General features: G+C 42.8%; 11 protein-coding genes. 7 read left to right on the top strand and 4 right to left on the bottom strand.

What is annotated here, in order from left to right; translation table 11 throughout:
- Positions 1-295: 295 nt before the first annotated feature.
- Positions 296-2,788: a S8 family peptidase gene (locus tag myaer_RS04420; protein WP_046661112.1), complete on the bottom strand. Its 2,493-nt coding sequence runs from the start codon at positions 2,786-2,788 to the stop codon at positions 296-298.
- A gap of 14 nt (positions 2,789-2,802) precedes the next feature.
- Positions 2,803-3,789, bottom strand: a complete 987-nt coding sequence (locus tag myaer_RS04415) for an AAA family ATPase (protein ID WP_002798035.1) — start codon at positions 3,787-3,789, stop codon at positions 2,803-2,805.
- A gap of 370 nt (positions 3,790-4,159) precedes the next feature.
- Here myaer_RS04415 and myaer_RS04410 point away from each other — a divergent pair, with 370 nt between their 5' ends.
- From myaer_RS04410 to myaer_RS04390, 5 genes are all read left to right on the top strand, one after another.
- Positions 4,160-6,211 carry an NAD(P)H-quinone oxidoreductase subunit 5 gene (locus tag myaer_RS04410; protein WP_016514691.1) on the top strand — a complete coding sequence of 684 codons (2,052 nt, stop codon included), beginning with the start codon at positions 4,160-4,162 and terminating at the stop codon, positions 6,209-6,211.
- Positions 6,212-6,823: 612 nt separating this feature from the next.
- Positions 6,824-7,849: an aldo/keto reductase gene (locus myaer_RS04405; RefSeq protein WP_046661111.1), complete on the top strand. Its 1,026-nt coding sequence runs from the start codon at positions 6,824-6,826 to the stop codon at positions 7,847-7,849.
- Positions 7,846-8,253 (top strand): gamma-glutamylcyclotransferase family protein, encoded by a 408-nt coding sequence (locus myaer_RS04400; RefSeq protein WP_052734160.1) that lies wholly within the window; start codon positions 7,846-7,848, stop codon positions 8,251-8,253. Before myaer_RS04405 ends, myaer_RS04400 begins: the two co-directional genes overlap by 4 nt.
- Before the next feature lie 59 nt (positions 8,254-8,312).
- Positions 8,313-8,513 carry a photosystem II assembly protein Psb35 gene (gene psb35 / locus myaer_RS04395; RefSeq protein WP_002737145.1) on the top strand — a complete coding sequence of 67 codons (201 nt, stop codon included), beginning with the start codon at positions 8,313-8,315 and terminating at the stop codon, positions 8,511-8,513.
- Between the two features lie 238 nt (positions 8,514-8,751).
- Positions 8,752-9,534 (top strand): endonuclease/exonuclease/phosphatase family protein, encoded by a 783-nt coding sequence (locus myaer_RS04390; RefSeq protein ID WP_046661109.1) that lies wholly within the window; start codon positions 8,752-8,754, stop codon positions 9,532-9,534.
- Positions 9,535-9,857: 323 nt separating this feature from the next.
- On the opposite strand, the gene pyrR is transcribed toward myaer_RS04390, so the two are convergent.
- Positions 9,858-10,391 (bottom strand): bifunctional pyr operon transcriptional regulator/uracil phosphoribosyltransferase PyrR, encoded by a 534-nt coding sequence (pyrR, locus tag myaer_RS04385; protein WP_004160703.1) that lies wholly within the window; start codon positions 10,389-10,391, stop codon positions 9,858-9,860.
- A 129-nt stretch (positions 10,392-10,520) separates the two neighbouring features.
- Between pyrR and myaer_RS04380 the strand changes: the two genes are divergently transcribed.
- Positions 10,521-11,918: an amidase gene (locus myaer_RS04380; protein ID WP_046661108.1), complete on the top strand. Its 1,398-nt coding sequence runs from the start codon at positions 10,521-10,523 to the stop codon at positions 11,916-11,918.
- Here the strand turns inward: myaer_RS04380 and myaer_RS04375 are convergent.
- Positions 11,911-13,785, bottom strand: a complete 1,875-nt coding sequence (locus myaer_RS04375; RefSeq protein ID WP_046661107.1) for an ABC transporter ATP-binding protein — start codon at positions 13,783-13,785, stop codon at positions 11,911-11,913. The genes myaer_RS04380 and myaer_RS04375 overlap by 8 nt on opposite strands.
- A 287-nt stretch (positions 13,786-14,072) precedes the next feature.
- On the opposite strand from myaer_RS04375, the gene myaer_RS04370 reads away from it, so the two are divergent.
- Positions 14,073-15,056, top strand: a complete 984-nt coding sequence (locus myaer_RS04370; protein WP_046661106.1) for a methyltransferase domain-containing protein — start codon at positions 14,073-14,075, stop codon at positions 15,054-15,056.
- Positions 15,057-15,261: the final 205 nt, after the last annotated feature.

The raw sequence follows: 15,261 nt of genomic DNA, 5'->3' as shown, positions 1-15,261 counted from the left end.
AAAAATGAGTTGGGAATTTATGGGACGTAACGCGCCATGGAAGTGGGAATGGTTTGCCATCGGGAGGCAAATCCGCGGGTTTCAAAATGTCCTATACACAAACATTTTACCCATTATTGACCAACTCTTTAGTTCCTCTAAACCTCTATTTCCTCTAGCCATGTCTAAATCGCGCTGATTAAGTTGGGTTGTTGGGGAGGGAAGGTGAAAAAGTTGGTAGGGAAACTGACAGAGAATCGTTACCAATTTTCTCAATTCCTGAGATATATTTAATGGATGAAGTTCGATGTAAAGATTAAATCTCTGTTTCTATTGGTATGTTAGTGGGTGTATCTTGACTGATTAAAATTAAATTAGATACAGGGGTGTAAATATCACACTCAATTTCTGGTACTCGAATCGTTACAATTAATGTATAGCGAACAGGTTGATCATGGCGTTCCTCTTGTGTTTGTTCTTTCCACCATCCACCAACAGGATAAACGCCTATCATTCCTCTACTTGCTAAATCGACGGACGTTCCTGTCCATATATCAGAATGAAGTGAACCTTGACTCCTTAAATGAGGACCCAAAAACCAGTTATCTTCCTCTTTACTGCCAGAAATATTTTTTTCTTCTTTTCTGGTAGCTTTATTAATTCTATGTCGAAATTGGTCATCGGTCTCTAAAGGTTTTTTTACTTGAAATCTGAGTCCATAAGAGGCATAATGGTGTTTTCTTTTATAACCTCGCTCCCCTGGATTAGGTTCTATAAAATACGATAAAGTTACTCTCAGTTCTACCTTGGCTTCTCCTAATTCTTCTAACTTTTCTTTTGGCCAGGGTAAGCTATGAAGATTCATTTTGTCTGTTTTAATGACACTACCATCTTTTTTAAAAGGTGTCAATTGATCTTCAATAACCATTGTTAAGTCACTATTTGAACTTTTTAAAGCTCTGTCTAAATCAGGAACACCATATCCATAGCGACGAATCAAATTTTTTTTATCTTGCTGCTTCAATTTCTTTGGAAAATTAGCTATCATCCTAACAGTCCATTCGGCTGAATGAACGATTAAAGCGCGTATTGTTTCTGGCCAATATTTGGGATTTTCTGAAAGAATTCGAGCAGCCATATAACTAGCGAGTGCAGTTGCACAACTGGTATCACACATATAAGTAAACAATTTATAGTTATGACTATGAGCAGTTGTTAATAAGCATAAATCGTCAATCATTTGTGCATAATTTTCCCCATCTGAGGCATAATTTCCCCCTTCACAAACAATATCAGGACGAATTGGCCATTGATTTTCCCAAGAAACAGAAGTACAACTTTTAGGAGATAAATCACCCCAAGGAGCTACAGGTTGCCAACCGTGAAAGTCGGGATGACTGATATTAACTTTTTCAGTGTAAGCTCCCACAACAAGAGCATTCCAAGCTTGTGCTGGGTTTTCAATTGTTGCCACATCATTGCGGGTTAAATAATCAGATAAAGATATTTCTTCTCTGATATTTCCTGCTGAAATAATGATTAATCGCTTAAAATTATCTTCACCAAAAGATAGTTGATCTATTGCTGCTGACCATGAGGAGGGAGTTCCATAATTTGGTGATGGCTGCTCGCTAGTTACAGCCATACAGAAAATACGTTTTCGCTTGGGATTTTGTATTTCTGGACGAGAGACTGCTTGCTCTGTAATTGCGCCATAAAGTTCAGGATCATTTTGTCCGACAGGAGGGAGAATTTTAACTGATTCTAAACGGTGAATAAGCGTTATATATCCTTGTGTTTGTAAAGCATTAAATAAATCATCATAAAGAATTAAACCCGCCATTTCTGTACCATGTGTATTATGAGGATCATGAGTTCCCCAATTAGGATCACAAGTATATAAATCACTACTATCAAGACCTTTTTCAATCAGTTTATGTCGTCTATTAACTCCATAATCAAGAAGACAGACAGCAACAGCATTATCTCTAGGAGGTAAAGTTCGATTCCATAAATCCTCGACCCATTCCTCCTTTTCAATTAATTTCATATCAAGAAAAAAGGAAGGCGTATCTTTAGCAATTCTTAATTCTGCAACCGTATCAGAATTTTGAAGAACTTGCTGTATTTTTTCTACATTAGCCATAGCTAAAGTAACAGTTCTTTCGGGAAAATGTATATGAAATTTAGTCATAATATCGAGTCTTTGAGCAATGGTTTGGAAGTCTTCAAGTTGTCCACGACGTAACCATACTTCCCACCATATTGATTGTCCATTCTGAGGAAATAAAGCAGGATCATCAGTAAATAATGATTGAACTGTACCAATTTCAACGTTTTCTAGTCGTGTTATTAGGGCTGCATTTTTTGGGTTTCCTTTTGTTGTTTCTTCATCACGATATTCTTCTACTTTGTTCTCAAAAAATTCTGTCGCTGACTCTGGTACAAAAACAGTAGCCTTAACTATATTTTCTTGTTCAGGAGAAGGCTTAACAGCAACTAATTCAATTTTTTTGCGTTTATCTCCTAAATTTTCAAAAGCATTCGCTTGATCTTTTGTTACCTGAAATTCTAAATAGAATCCGGGTTGTCCGACGGCAATTGCCGATAAACGGGATTCTAATTGTTGACGAGCTTTCGTAATCGCTTCACCAATAGCAAGTTCTAATTTTGCAGCGTGTTCTATTCTGTTCCGATCGGGTGGTGGTGGAGCATTAACTGAGCGCGGTGAAGTATAATCGGCGCTTTTACGAAATTTATCGTTATTCCGTAGATACAAGTGAGGAAGACGGCGAGAACGTTGCGACATTATGGGATTAGGTTTTATTCATTGAAGTTCAGATCCTTACGTTCCATAATAGCTGAAATCAGAGAATCTTCGCTTACCTTCTGACTATTTGACAAAACAGCTTGCTTGGCTGCGTCATCTGTCGCTCTGACAATTTCAGCTTGAGCGAGTCCATTGGCTTGATTAAGAATGTTTGACCAATCTTTCCAGTCAATTTCAAAAGAAATAAGACGAGATTCAATCAATTCACGAATAATTGCGGCATCGGGAAGCTGATATTCAATTACATCATCAAAACGCCTAAAAAGAGCTTTGTCTAGTAACTGAGGATGATTAGTCGCTGCTAAAATCAAACTATCCCCTTGCTCTTGTTCTAAAAACATCAAAAAAGAATTGAGAATGCGACGAATTTCTCCCACGTCGTTAGAATTATGACGTTGAGTCCCAATCGCATCAAATTCATCAAAAAAATAGACCCCTTTTGTTATTGTCATTGCCTCAAAAATCACTTTTAAACGACTAGCCGTTTCTCCCATATACTTGCCCATTAGACTATCGTATAAAGTCGTAAACAAAGGTAATTTAAGCTCTCCTGCTAAAGCTTCAGCCGTCATTGTTTTACCAGAACCCGGTGGACCTACTAACAACAGTTTCCGACGAGGCATAAGATTATGTTCTCTGAGTCTTTTTCCTTGTCTTTGTTCAGTTAATACTCGTTTAAGTCTAAATTCAAGGTCAGAGGTTAAAATCATATCCGATAATCGAATATCGGGATATCTGACCGAAACCAGATTGGCTAAATCTCCTTTTGGTTGTACTAAAGGAATTGGATCAGATTTTTTTTCAATAACCGATTTACTAGCCTTTGCTTGGTCAATTAATTCGCGAATTTCTTGGGCTAACTTACCATGTCCTTGTCTTGCTTCGTGTGCAGCCATCTGTAGGGCAGCAGAATAAAATTGCTGCTCTTCGCCTTCTACATGACTTTTTAGAAGTGCTAGGATATGGCGAGCGGTGGACATGATACCTCGTTAAGTTAAACTCCCCATCATACTCAATGATTTTAACTGTGACAGGCACTATACAAAGAATAATTTCCCTTTTGGACTAATTTTGATCGGTATAGTTAAATTGTACTAAATAAATTGTCGTATTAGCTAGGGGAAACCCGTATTTGGTCTTTCTCTTGCTTTCGTGGTTATTCGATAATTTTCCCGCTTCTCCCTAAAAATTACCGTCCCGCTCGCTAAACTGCCAAATTGATAAGATCCTTTGACCTTTCGCCGCCCTATTGAGCAAAACTAGGTATAAACACTTTCTTAAGAATTAACCTATGTCACAATAGATGAAGATAAACCAAATAGTGTGAAGTTGTAAACTAGGTATTACTGAATGGAACCGCTTTATCAGTACGCGTGGCTAGTTCCCGTCCTGCCTTTGGTAGGCGCTACCCTAGTGGGCGCGGGCTTAATTTCCTTTAATGAAGTCACCAATCGTCTGCGACAGGTGAATGCTGTATTGATCATTTCTACCCTCGGCGCGTCGATGGTGCTGTCTTTTGCGCTGCTGTGGAGTCAAATCAATGGACACGCTCCCTACAACCAAATGATCGATTGGGCATCGGCGGGTAACTTTCACCTGAAAATGGGTTATACGATCGATCACCTCAGTGCTTTAATGTCGGTTATCGTCACCACCGTGGCCTTTTTGGTGATGATTTATACCGATGGTTACATGGCCCACGACCCCGGTTATGTGCGTTTTTACGCCTATCTGAGCATTTTTAGCAGTTCTATGCTCGGTTTGGTCATCAGTCCCAACCTCGTCCAGATCTACGTTTTCTGGGAATTGGTGGGGATGTGTTCCTATCTGCTAGTAGGTTTCTGGTTCACTCGTCCGGCGGCTGCCGAGGCCTGTCAAAAAGCCTTTGTTACCAACCGCGTCGGCGATTTTGGCTTATTACTGGGAATGCTGGGGCTTTTCTGGGCCACTGGTAGCTTCGAGTTTGATATCATGGGTGAACGTCTAGAGGAATTAGTCTCTTCTGGAGCCATTGCCGGCAGTTTAGCGGCATTATTCGCCGTTTTAGTCTTCCTTGGACCCGTGGCCAAATCAGCCCAGTTTCCCCTTCATGTCTGGCTACCGGATGCCATGGAAGGTCCGACCCCAATTTCGGCCCTGATTCACGCCGCCACGATGGTGGCCGCCGGAGTTTTCCTGATTGCTCGGATGTATCCCGTTTTTGAGCCAATTCCCACGGCGATGACGGTAATTGCTTGGACGGGGGCCTTTACCGCCTTCCTAGGGGCAAGTATCGCCCTCACCCAGAATGATATCAAAAAGGGTTTAGCCTATTCCACCATCTCCCAATTGGGTTACATGGTTATGGCTATGGGTATCGGCGCTTATAGTGCCGGGTTATTCCACCTGATGACCCACGCTTATTTTAAAGCGATGTTGTTCCTCGGTTCCGGTTCGGTCATCCACGGTATGGAGGATGTGGTCGGTCATGAGCCGGTTTTAGCGCAAGATATGCGGATGATGGGCGGTTTACGCAAGTATATGCCCATTACTGCCCTGACTTTCCTGGTGGGAACTCTGGCCATCTGTGGGATTCCTCCCTTCGCCGGTTTCTGGTCTAAGGATGAAATTCTCGGTTTAGCTTTTGAGGCGAACCCGTCTTTATGGTTAATCGGTTGGGCTACTGCGGGTTTAACAGCTTTTTATATGTTCCGGATGTACTTTAACACCTTTGAAGGGGAGTTTAGAGGGACTAATAAGGAGATTAAACGCCGACTGTTAGCCAATGCGGGCGCGATTCCAGCTTTTGGACCGGGGGCGATGAATGTTAAGCAATTAGACTCGGAAGCACAGGAAGAAGACAACCACGGCCATCATGCCCATGAACCCCACGAATCGCCAATTACTATGACTTTACCTCTCATGATTTTGGCGGTTCCCTCTTTGTTAATCGGTTTGGTGGGTAAACCTTGGCAGAATTTCTTCGAGGGTTTTATTCATGTTCCTAACGAAGTGGTGGAAGAAGTTCATGCTTTTGATTGGACAGAGTTTCTGATTATGGCGGGTAATTCGGTGGGGATTGCTTTAATCGGGATTACTGTCGCTTCTTTGATGTATCTCCAGAAGAAAATTGACCCCGCAACTATTGCGGAAAAATTCCCCGCTTTGTATCGTTTTTCCCTGAACAAATGGTACATTGATAATCTCTATGATCGAGTTTTTGTCCAGGGTTGTCGTCGTCTCGCACGGCAAATTATGGAAGTGGATTATCGCGTTATCGATGGGGCAGTGAATTTAACCGGTTTAGCTACTCTTGTCAGTGGTGAAGGTCTCAAATACCTCGAAAATGGTCGCGCCCAATTCTACGCTTTAATTGTCTTTGCCGCAGTTTTGGGTTTAGTAATTGTCTATAGTCTGGTGTAGATTTTTAAGCCGTTGACTAAAGATTTTTTGGGGCGCAAAGCCCCTTTTTTCAGCTTTAAATACCCCTTTTTAAGGGCAATTTAGGAGGATGGTTTCATAAAAGTAAGGCATTGTGTCAACTTGCTTGGCCCATAAACGCCGAGCTTGGGGAAGCGTCCGAAACCCTCCACGACGAACCAAGGTAATCAAGCAACTAAATAGGGTCTGCTGAAAAAGTTTTTCGGTGGGGGCAGGGTGTGGGGTGTGGGGTGTGGGGTGTGGGATTTTACCGGTTTTGAGGTGGCCAATTACCTAATTTTTAGGGAAAAAGTCCCGGAATTTTCCCCCTGATCACTCCCATACCTGGTACTTTTTGATTGACAAAAAGTCTAAAAGTCTTACCCAACAAGGTTTTTAGATTTATTCAGCAAACCCTAAATAGAATCGCCCAGTTAACGGGGGAATGACCCCCCCACCGAGGTGGTTTATCCTCCTTTAAGGTCATAGCTTTCACTGGGGTTAGCTTATGAAACTTGTATCAAATGTACTTGACAAAAAAGACTGGATGCTGTAGTAAAAATGTCGATCAAATTCAATTATAATTAACTTCATTATTCAAAATTTTAGTTAATTATGCGTTACAAACTTTTAGGTAATAGTGGTCTGCGAGTTTCGGAACTATGTCTAGGAACGATGACATTCGGGGAAGATTGGGGTTGGGGGTCGGATAAAGAGGAAAGTCGGGCGGTTTTTCAGGCTTTTGCGGAAGCGGGGGGCAATTTTCTCGATACTGCTAATTTCTACACTAACGGAACCAGTGAAACATTAGTGGGGGAATTTGTCAAGGGCGATCGAGAAAAATGGGTAATTGCCACGAAATATTCTCTCAACACCCGCCCCGGCGATGTCAATGCCTGCGGAAATCATCGAAAAAACCTCTTTCAGGCGGTAGAAGCTAGTTTAAAGCGTTTAGGCACTGATTACATCGATTTACTCTGGCTTCATATTTGGGACTCTCTCACTCCTATCGAGGAAGTGATGCGTGCTTTCGATGATTTGGTCAGGATGGGAAAAGTGCTTTATATCGGCATTTCTGACAGTCCTGCTTGGATTGTCTCCCAAGCGAACACCCTAGCCACCCTACGGGGATGGACACCCTTTATCGGACTACAGATAGAATATTCTCTCAAGGAACGCACCCCCGAACGGGAATTATTGCCTATGGCCAAAGCATTAAACATCGGGGTGACAGCTTGGAGTCCCCTGGGAGGAGGAGTTTTAACGGGAAAATATAATCAACCCAACCCCGTCGATGGTCGTTTAAGCATGACCGACCAACCTTTTCAAATTCTTGATCGCGATCTGAAAATTGCCGAGACCGTCCTAGAGATTGCCAGAGAAATCGGCAAATCACCGGCACAAGTGGCGTTAAATTGGCTCAGAAATCGCCCTAACTCCGTAATTCCTATCATTGGCGCTCGAAAATTGTCCCAATTGCAGGATAATCTCGCCTGTGTGGATTTTAACCTGACTGGGGAACAGCTGCAAAGACTCGATAATATCAGTGCCATTTCCCTCGGTTTTCCCCACGAACTTTTAGCCAGTCAATTTGTTCGCGATATCCTATTAGGAGGAGTAGCTGCACAATTGGATCGATGATGGAAGTTTTTGTTTATGGAACCCTGAAACCCAGGGAGAGTAACTATTCTGCCTACTGTGCAGGAAAAGTGATCAACTCTAAAACCGCCTACACAAGGGGGCATTTATACCATCTTACCGCCCTCGGTTATCCCGGACTGACCGAGGGGGAGGGCTGGGTGAAGGGAATTTTATTGACTTTTAACGCAGATTATGATATTGAGCTTTTGGATGGTTTGGAAGATTATCAACCCGGCAGATCTCCAGAAGAAAACGAGTATCAGCGTCGCAGAATCCCTATTTATAATCTAGAGCGAGAATTGATCGGCGAGGCCTGGGGATATGTGATGACACCGGCAAAAATAGCTTTTCATGGCGGTGTTTGGCTGCCTTCCGGTTGGTGGACCAGTAGCGATCGAGAATAGGGATGAGGGGGCCGATTCTGTTAAGATATACAAATTAAAAGCTTAATCGTGAAAAAATTATGTATCTACTCCTAGAAGTGGCCAGTGGCAAATTCCCCGTTTATTTCGTGGCAGTTTATGTGGTCGGTTTTCTGGCTGCTGTCACCATCGGTTCGATCGCTTGGTATAATTCTAAACGTCCGGTTGGTTGGGAAGATGCCCAAAGACCGGATATTATCCCCGAAGTGAAGACAGATATAGATTCTGATTCTCGATCCTAGAAAAAGGCAGTTATCAGTTATCAGCTTCTGAAGGCAAGGGGCAAAAGACAGAATCTGGCAATTCTCCTACCTAAAAAGAAGGTTAGAAACTAAGCACATCGAAGCTTTTAGCTTAACGAATTAGGTTTTAGATTCGGACTTTGTTATCAGATGTGGGTTTTCAGTTCACTGATTACTGATTACTATTCACTGACAGAAATCCCCATTCCCTTCCATCTTCCCTATTCTCCATTTTGCTATGAAACTAACAGCGATGTCCTTTAATATTCGCTACGATAAACCCGATCCCGATGAGCGTAATTGGCGAGTAAGAAGGGAAGCAGTCGCGGCTTTAATTGCTCACTATTCTCCCGATATAATTGGTACTCAGGAAGCTCGCGCTAATCAACTATTGGATCTACACCGTTTATTGCCAAAATACCAAAGTTTAGGAAGCGATCGCAGGGGAACAGGATTAGATGAACATTGTGCGATTTTGTATCAACCAAGTCGGTTGAAATGTTTGGAAATTTACGAATTTTGGTTATCAGAAACTCCCGATATTATTGGCAGTATTACCGAAGCTTGGGGTAATCCTTATCCCCGCATGGTAACGGGGGCTAAATTTCGCACTCTTGAGGGGCAAACTTTACAGTTTTATAACACCCATCTCGATTACTATAGCGACAAAGCTAAGGACTTAGGTGCTAAGTGCATACAGGAGCGTTTTTGTCAACTAGATTTAACAAAAGATTACCTATTTTTAACAGGTGATTTTAATGTTAATTCTCAGCAATTACCCCGTCAGATTTTAACTCAACCTCTCCAGTCAGAAATTAAATTAAAGGATGCTTTAGCCGATTTGGAATTAGCGGAACAAATGAGCTTTAATAATTACACCGATACCCCCTATTTAGCCATCGATACCATTTATTATGATAGCCGTTTGCAGTTAGATTGGGCAAAAGTCGATCCTTGCCGTTGGTTGAATCTTATTCCCTCCGATCATTATCCTGTAATTGCTGCTTTTACCTTGCCCTAAAAAAGATTATTTTTGTATTTAGCAAATATATAGAGGGTAAAAGCTTCAGCAGACTTTAGTAATTCGTTGGTTAAATTTGTTAAGTTTTCTAAACAGGAAAAAACTTAACAAGTGCTATTTTTGTGGCTATTAAGTAGCTGGTTATAATTAAATTAAAAATGGATTTTAGGTTCGATACCCCCTGCCCCCCCTGATAAGGTAGGGTTGATTCATGAATCAACCCTACCCTTGATAAGGGGGGTGTCTGATAATTTTTAACGCCTACCTACTTATCGAAGCAATTCTGTTTATTTTCCTCCGGGGATTAGTTACCAATTATCTGTTTATTTGATTAATTCCACCCCATCTTTGCCGTCAATCTCCTGTAGATAAACTCTGACCTGTTCCTCGGCTGCGGTGGGGAGTTTTTTGCCAGTAAAATCTGGGTGAATTGGTAATTCCCGATGACCACGATCAACGAGAACTAATAAGCGGATTTTTTGCGGTCTGCCATACTCAATAATAGCATTAAAAGCGGCGCGGATTGTGCGACCTTTATAGATAACATCATCGACTAAAATCACGGTTTTTCCCGTGACATCTAGGGGCATTTTGGTTTTAGCAGGAGTGCGGGTTTTAATGCGATCAAGATCGTCGCGATAGAAGGTAATATCGATCGCTCCTACGGGAACTTTTACCCCTTCTAAGCTCTCAATTTGATTAGCAATTAAATTAGCTAAAGGCACTCCTCGCGTGTAGATACCGATCAAAATCAAGTTATTTAAATCGCCACTTTTTTCGATAACTTCGGAAGCTAAACGGGTAATGGTGCGACGAATTTCGTCAGCCGAGAGAATTTCAATTAACTGTGGGGTCATAATTTTCAAAGAAAAGAGGGGATCGGGAAATTTTTACAGTAATGGTCTTTTTTTACTTTTTCTTTTAAAACCATCTCTATCATTAAAGAATATAATTATTTTCACTTACCTATTTTAACTCGATCGCTCATGAGTGATGAATTATTACAAAAATCTGCCCTAGAATTAGCCCAACTGATTCGCACTAAACAAATCTCCCCCCTAGAATTAACCCATTTATACCTCGACAGAATCGAGAAATTTGACTGTCAAATTGGTAGTTTTGTCCATGTCGCCGGGGAAAGCGCCCTAGCAACCGCCAGCATCCAAACGGAACAATTAAGTCAAATCGCCGCTACTGCCGAATTACCGCCTTTTTTTGGAGTTCCCACCGCCATTAAAGACTTAAATGCCGTCGCCGGAATGCCGGTTAGTTACGGAGTCGCCGCTTTACAGGGAAATATCGCCCAATACGACGAAGGAATCGTCACCAGAATGAAAATGGCGGGTTTTATCCTTCTGGGCAAAACTGCCACTTCCCAGCTAGGTTCCTTTCCCTACACCGAAAATCCGGGTTTTTTGCCGACTCGTAACCCCTTCAACCGCGATTATACCGCAGGCGGTTCCAGTGGCGGTGCGGCGGCGGCGGTAGCGGCGGGTTTCTGCCCGATTGCCCAGGGTTCCGATGGTGGCGGTTCCATTCGTACTCCGGCGGGTTGTTGCGGTTTGGTGGGGATAAAACCCAGTCGTGGACGGGTTTCCTATGCCCCGGTGGGGGAATTTCAAAGCGGTATCGCCACTAACGGCACTCTTTCTAAGACGGTGGCAGATGGGGCGGCGCTGCTTACCGTGATTTCGGGCTATACGACGGGCGATCCCTACTGGCTACCCGATCCGCCCTTTTCTTTCCTAGAAGCCACTCAGAGAGGCGTAAAACCCCTGAGAATCGCTTTTTCTACTTCCATATCCCCCTTCGGCGAGGCGGCTTCCGTCTATAAAAATGCTGTGATCGAGACGGCTAAAATTTTAGAGGGTATGGGGCATCATTTAACCGAGTATTCTCCCGATTTACAGGCGTTAATCGCTCCTTTTCGGCGTATTTGGCAAGCGGGGACGGCGGCGACGGGAATTCCCAAGGAGTTATTAAGTCCCCTTAACCAATGGTTATTAGACAATTCTGGCAGCGCGGGGGAATACCTGCAAGCGGTGCGGCAGATGCACGTTATTTCGCGGCAAATTGTGGCGATGTTTGATAATTTTGATGTCTTACTTTTGCCCATTTTCCTACATCAACCTCCCGGAATTGGTGAGTGGGAAAATTTACCACCGCAAGAAGCGGTTGACAGGATGATTGCTTGGATTGCCCCTTCTCCGATTGCTAATGCGAGTGGTTTACCTGCAATTGCTTTACCCACAGGGGTTGATAGTCAGGGTTTACCCGTGGGAATCCAGTTAGTGGGTAAACCTGCTGATGAAATTACTTTGTTAGGTTTATCGGCACAATTAGAGGCAGCTAATCCTTTCGGTTTGATGGCTAATTTTAACTAGCAAGACTTTCGGTAAATTGGGGAATAGAAGCGATAAGTTTACGCGTGTAATCACTTTGGGGAGAGTTAATAATTTGGTTAGCTGTACCCATTTCCTCAATTTTACCTTTATTCATCACCATAATCCGATCGCTCATAAATCTGACAACACTTAAATCGTGGGAAATAAAGATATAAGTGAGATTAAATTCCTGCTGTAATTCTTTGAGTAAATTTAAGACTCCCGCTTGCACGGAAACATCTAAAGCAGAGACAGATTCATCACAGATAATAAACTGAGGATTTAAGGCTAAAGCGCGAGCAATACAAACCCTTTGTCGTTGTCCTCCTGATAATTGATGGGGATAGCGATCAAACCAATTAGGATCAAGTTTAACTCGTTCTAATAAATATTCTACTCGTTGCCGTCGCTTTTGGGAATTGCCGCCGGTATGATGAATAACCATCGGTTCTAAAATTGCTTTACCGATGGATAAACGGGGATTCAGGGAGTTGTAGGGATTCTGAAAAACTATCTGTAATTCCCGTCTCAGTAGTCTTAATTTTGGATCGCTGGGGTTTAACTTAGCGAGATTTTCTCCTCGGAAATAGATATTTCCAGAAGTAGCAGGAATTAAGCGCAGAATTGTCCTTGCTAAGGTAGATTTTCCGCAGCCCGACTCACCGACTAAACCGAGGGTTTCCCCCTGTTTAACGGCAAAACTGACCTGATCTACGGCATTAAAAAAGGTCTTTACTTGCCCGAAAACTCCCTTAACTGGAAATCTAACCGATAAATTTTCTACTGATAAAATATTCTCGTGATGTTGTAAACCTTCAATTCTGCTTTCTTCCTCCTGGAGAGTAATAAATTTAACTGCTGGTGGAGTAATTTCCTGTAGTTTAATAATCTTACCTTGAGAGTCTTTTTCCACTTGTAAAAAATCGCTGACGGTGGGCAATTTTTCTGGACGAGAGTTTAAGCGGGGACGACAGGCAAGTAAACCTTTTGTGTAGGGATGTTGGGGAGAATTTAATACTTCTTCTTTCGGTCCCTGTTCGACAATTTCTCCTTGATACATCACGACAATTTGATCGGCAATTTCGTTAATAACTCCTAAATCGTGGGAGATAAAAACCATTGACATTTCTCGATCGCTTTTACACAAATCTCGCAATAATCTTAATATTTCTGCTTGGACAGTCACATCTAAAGCGGTGGTTGGTTCATCGGCAATTAATAGGGTAGGATTACAAGAAATCGCCATGGCAATCATTACCCTTTGTAATTGTCCCCCCGATAATTCGTGAGGATAACGCTTGAGAATTGCTTCTTTTTGTTCTTGAATATAAGTTCTAATTTTTTCTCTGACATGACCCTTATTTTCTAAGGGAAAAGTTTCTATATACTTCTCCTCTAACTGTTCATCACTGGGTAATAAGCGCACTTCTTGCAGTAGAGAGATGGCTTGATTTTTTGCCTGTTCGGGGGTGACTTTTTGATGCAGTAAAATTGCTTCTGTGAGTTGAAACTCGATGTTATAGACTGGATTAAGAGAACTCATTGGTTCTTGGAAAATCATCGCCATTTCTCCCCCGCGATAATAACGCAATTCTTCTGGGGGAATAGATAATAAATCTACTGCTTGCATTGACTGACCTTTTGCTGGACGAAAGCAAATTTCTCCCCGGGTAATTTTCCCCGGAGAGGGAACCAATCCCATGAGTGCGAGGGAGGTGACGGATTTTCCTGAACCCGACTCCCCCACACAACCGAGAACTTGACCTTTCTGCAAGCTAAAACTAATGTTATTAACGGCGACTGTTGTTCTTTTCTGATTAGAAAATTCAACGGTGAGATGGCGAACGTCGAGAATTTTGTTATCCATGGGTCTTTAAACAGAAAGACAGATTCGATTTACTTATAAATATAGCTTTTTCTGTTCTCAGTAGCTGGGTGCAATTAACTGGTAGATAGCTGGGGGAATCTCCCTTGTAAGGGAGAATTTTGCCAGCATTAAGAAGTTAGGGGAGATTCAGCTAATCCAAGCATAGGCGGTTAAAATACGTCTTACGCTTATCAATCTTGATTGAAAGACCTCAGCCCACAGAACCTCAAGGTTGTATAATCTTTAAGAGTTATTAAGCATTGTATCAGTTTGCCCGGCAGCATTTAATGAATATACTTTTGGTGACATCATCTTTAGGTTTACTCCTAGCGATCGCTATCGTCGTCTATTTTGTTTCCTCTCGCAAGTACCAATCGTCGGACTCGGTGGCCAATTCCTACGACCAATGGACCGAGGACGGGATTTTAGAATATTATTGGGGCGAACACATCCATTTAGGTCACTACGGTTCCCCACCAGAAAAAAAAGACTTTCTACAGGCAAAAGCCGACTTTGTGGCGGAAATGGTCTCTTGGGGAGGTTTGGATAAACTACCCGCCGGTGCAACTCTCCTCGATGTCGGTTGTGGTATTGGTGGCAGCAGTCGCATTCTGGCCCGCGACTACGGATTTGCCGTTACCGGTGTCACCATTAGTCCCAAACAAGTGGCACGGGCCAAAGAACTAACACCCCCAGATGTAAATGCTCGCTTTTTGGTCGATGATGCCATGGCCCTTTCTTTTCCCGACGAGAGTTTTGATGTGGTCTGGTCAATTGAAGCCGGTCCCCATATGCCGGACAAAGCCGTTTTTGCTCAGGAATTACTGCGAGTTCTTAAGCCGGGGGGAGTCCTAGTGGTAGCGGACTGGAATCAGCGAGATGACCGTCAAAAACCGCTCAATTTCTGGGAAAGTCCTGTAATGCGCCAACTTTTGGATCAGTGGTCCCACCCCGCTTTTGCCAGTATCGAAGGTTTTGCCGAACAGTTAGCGGCCACGGGATTGGTAGATGGGGAAGTGGTGACTGCTGACTGGACAAAAGCCACTCTACCCTCTTGGATTGATACCATTTGGCAGGGGGTGATTCGTCCCCAAGGTTGGTGGCAATTTGGTCTAACTGGGTTGGTTAAATCCGTCCGAGAAGTGCCGACAATTCTGCTGATGCGTTTGGCCTTTGGTACGGGTTTATGTCGTTTTGGGATGTTCCGCGCTGTTCGCGCTAAATCCCATCTGCAAGCAAGTCAGCAAGAGTCTCTTACCTCAGTTATCTAGCTGGTTATAATTAAGTTGAAGATAAATCCCCCCTTGATCCCCCCTTAATCCCCCCTTAGTCCCCCCTTGATAAGGGGGGTGTCTGATAATTTTTAACGCCTACCTACTTACAGCTTTTCTTAGATAGATGAGGTACGTTATCGCATCTAAAATACCTAGTTAGCAAAGGTTATTTTGTACTTCACTTTTACGATAAAGGCTGTAA

It is taken from the genome of Microcystis aeruginosa NIES-2549 (genome assembly GCF_000981785.2).
Classification (GTDB): Bacteria; Cyanobacteriota; Cyanobacteriia; order Cyanobacteriales; family Microcystaceae; genus Microcystis; species Microcystis aeruginosa_C.
Note: the sequence above shows the minus strand (reverse complement) of the source record. Positions and strands in the feature narration are given on the sequence as shown.

Excerpts from the sequence above, each read along its gene's own strand:
- myaer_RS04420 (WP_046661112.1), bottom strand. The coding sequence starts at position 2,788 with ATGTCGCAACGTTCTCGCCGTCTTCCTCACTTGTATCTACGGAATAAC.
- myaer_RS04415 (WP_002798035.1), bottom strand. The coding sequence starts at position 3,789 with ATGTCCACCGCTCGCCATATCCTAGCACTTCTAAAAAGTCATGTAGAA.
- myaer_RS04410 (WP_016514691.1), top strand. The coding sequence starts at position 4,160 with ATGGAACCGCTTTATCAGTACGCGTGGCTAGTTCCCGTCCTGCCTTTG.
- myaer_RS04405 (WP_046661111.1), top strand. The coding sequence starts at position 6,824 with ATGCGTTACAAACTTTTAGGTAATAGTGGTCTGCGAGTTTCGGAACTA.
- myaer_RS04400 (WP_052734160.1), top strand. The coding sequence starts at position 7,846 with ATGATGGAAGTTTTTGTTTATGGAACCCTGAAACCCAGGGAGAGTAAC.
- psb35 (WP_002737145.1), top strand. The coding sequence starts at position 8,313 with ATGTATCTACTCCTAGAAGTGGCCAGTGGCAAATTCCCCGTTTATTTC.
- myaer_RS04390 (WP_046661109.1), top strand. The coding sequence starts at position 8,752 with ATGAAACTAACAGCGATGTCCTTTAATATTCGCTACGATAAACCCGAT.
- pyrR (WP_004160703.1), bottom strand. The coding sequence starts at position 10,391 with ATGACCCCACAGTTAATTGAAATTCTCTCGGCTGACGAAATTCGTCGC.
- myaer_RS04380 (WP_046661108.1), top strand. The coding sequence starts at position 10,521 with ATGAGTGATGAATTATTACAAAAATCTGCCCTAGAATTAGCCCAACTG.
- myaer_RS04375 (WP_046661107.1), bottom strand. The coding sequence starts at position 13,785 with ATGGATAACAAAATTCTCGACGTTCGCCATCTCACCGTTGAATTTTCT.
- myaer_RS04370 (WP_046661106.1), top strand. The coding sequence starts at position 14,073 with ATGAATATACTTTTGGTGACATCATCTTTAGGTTTACTCCTAGCGATC.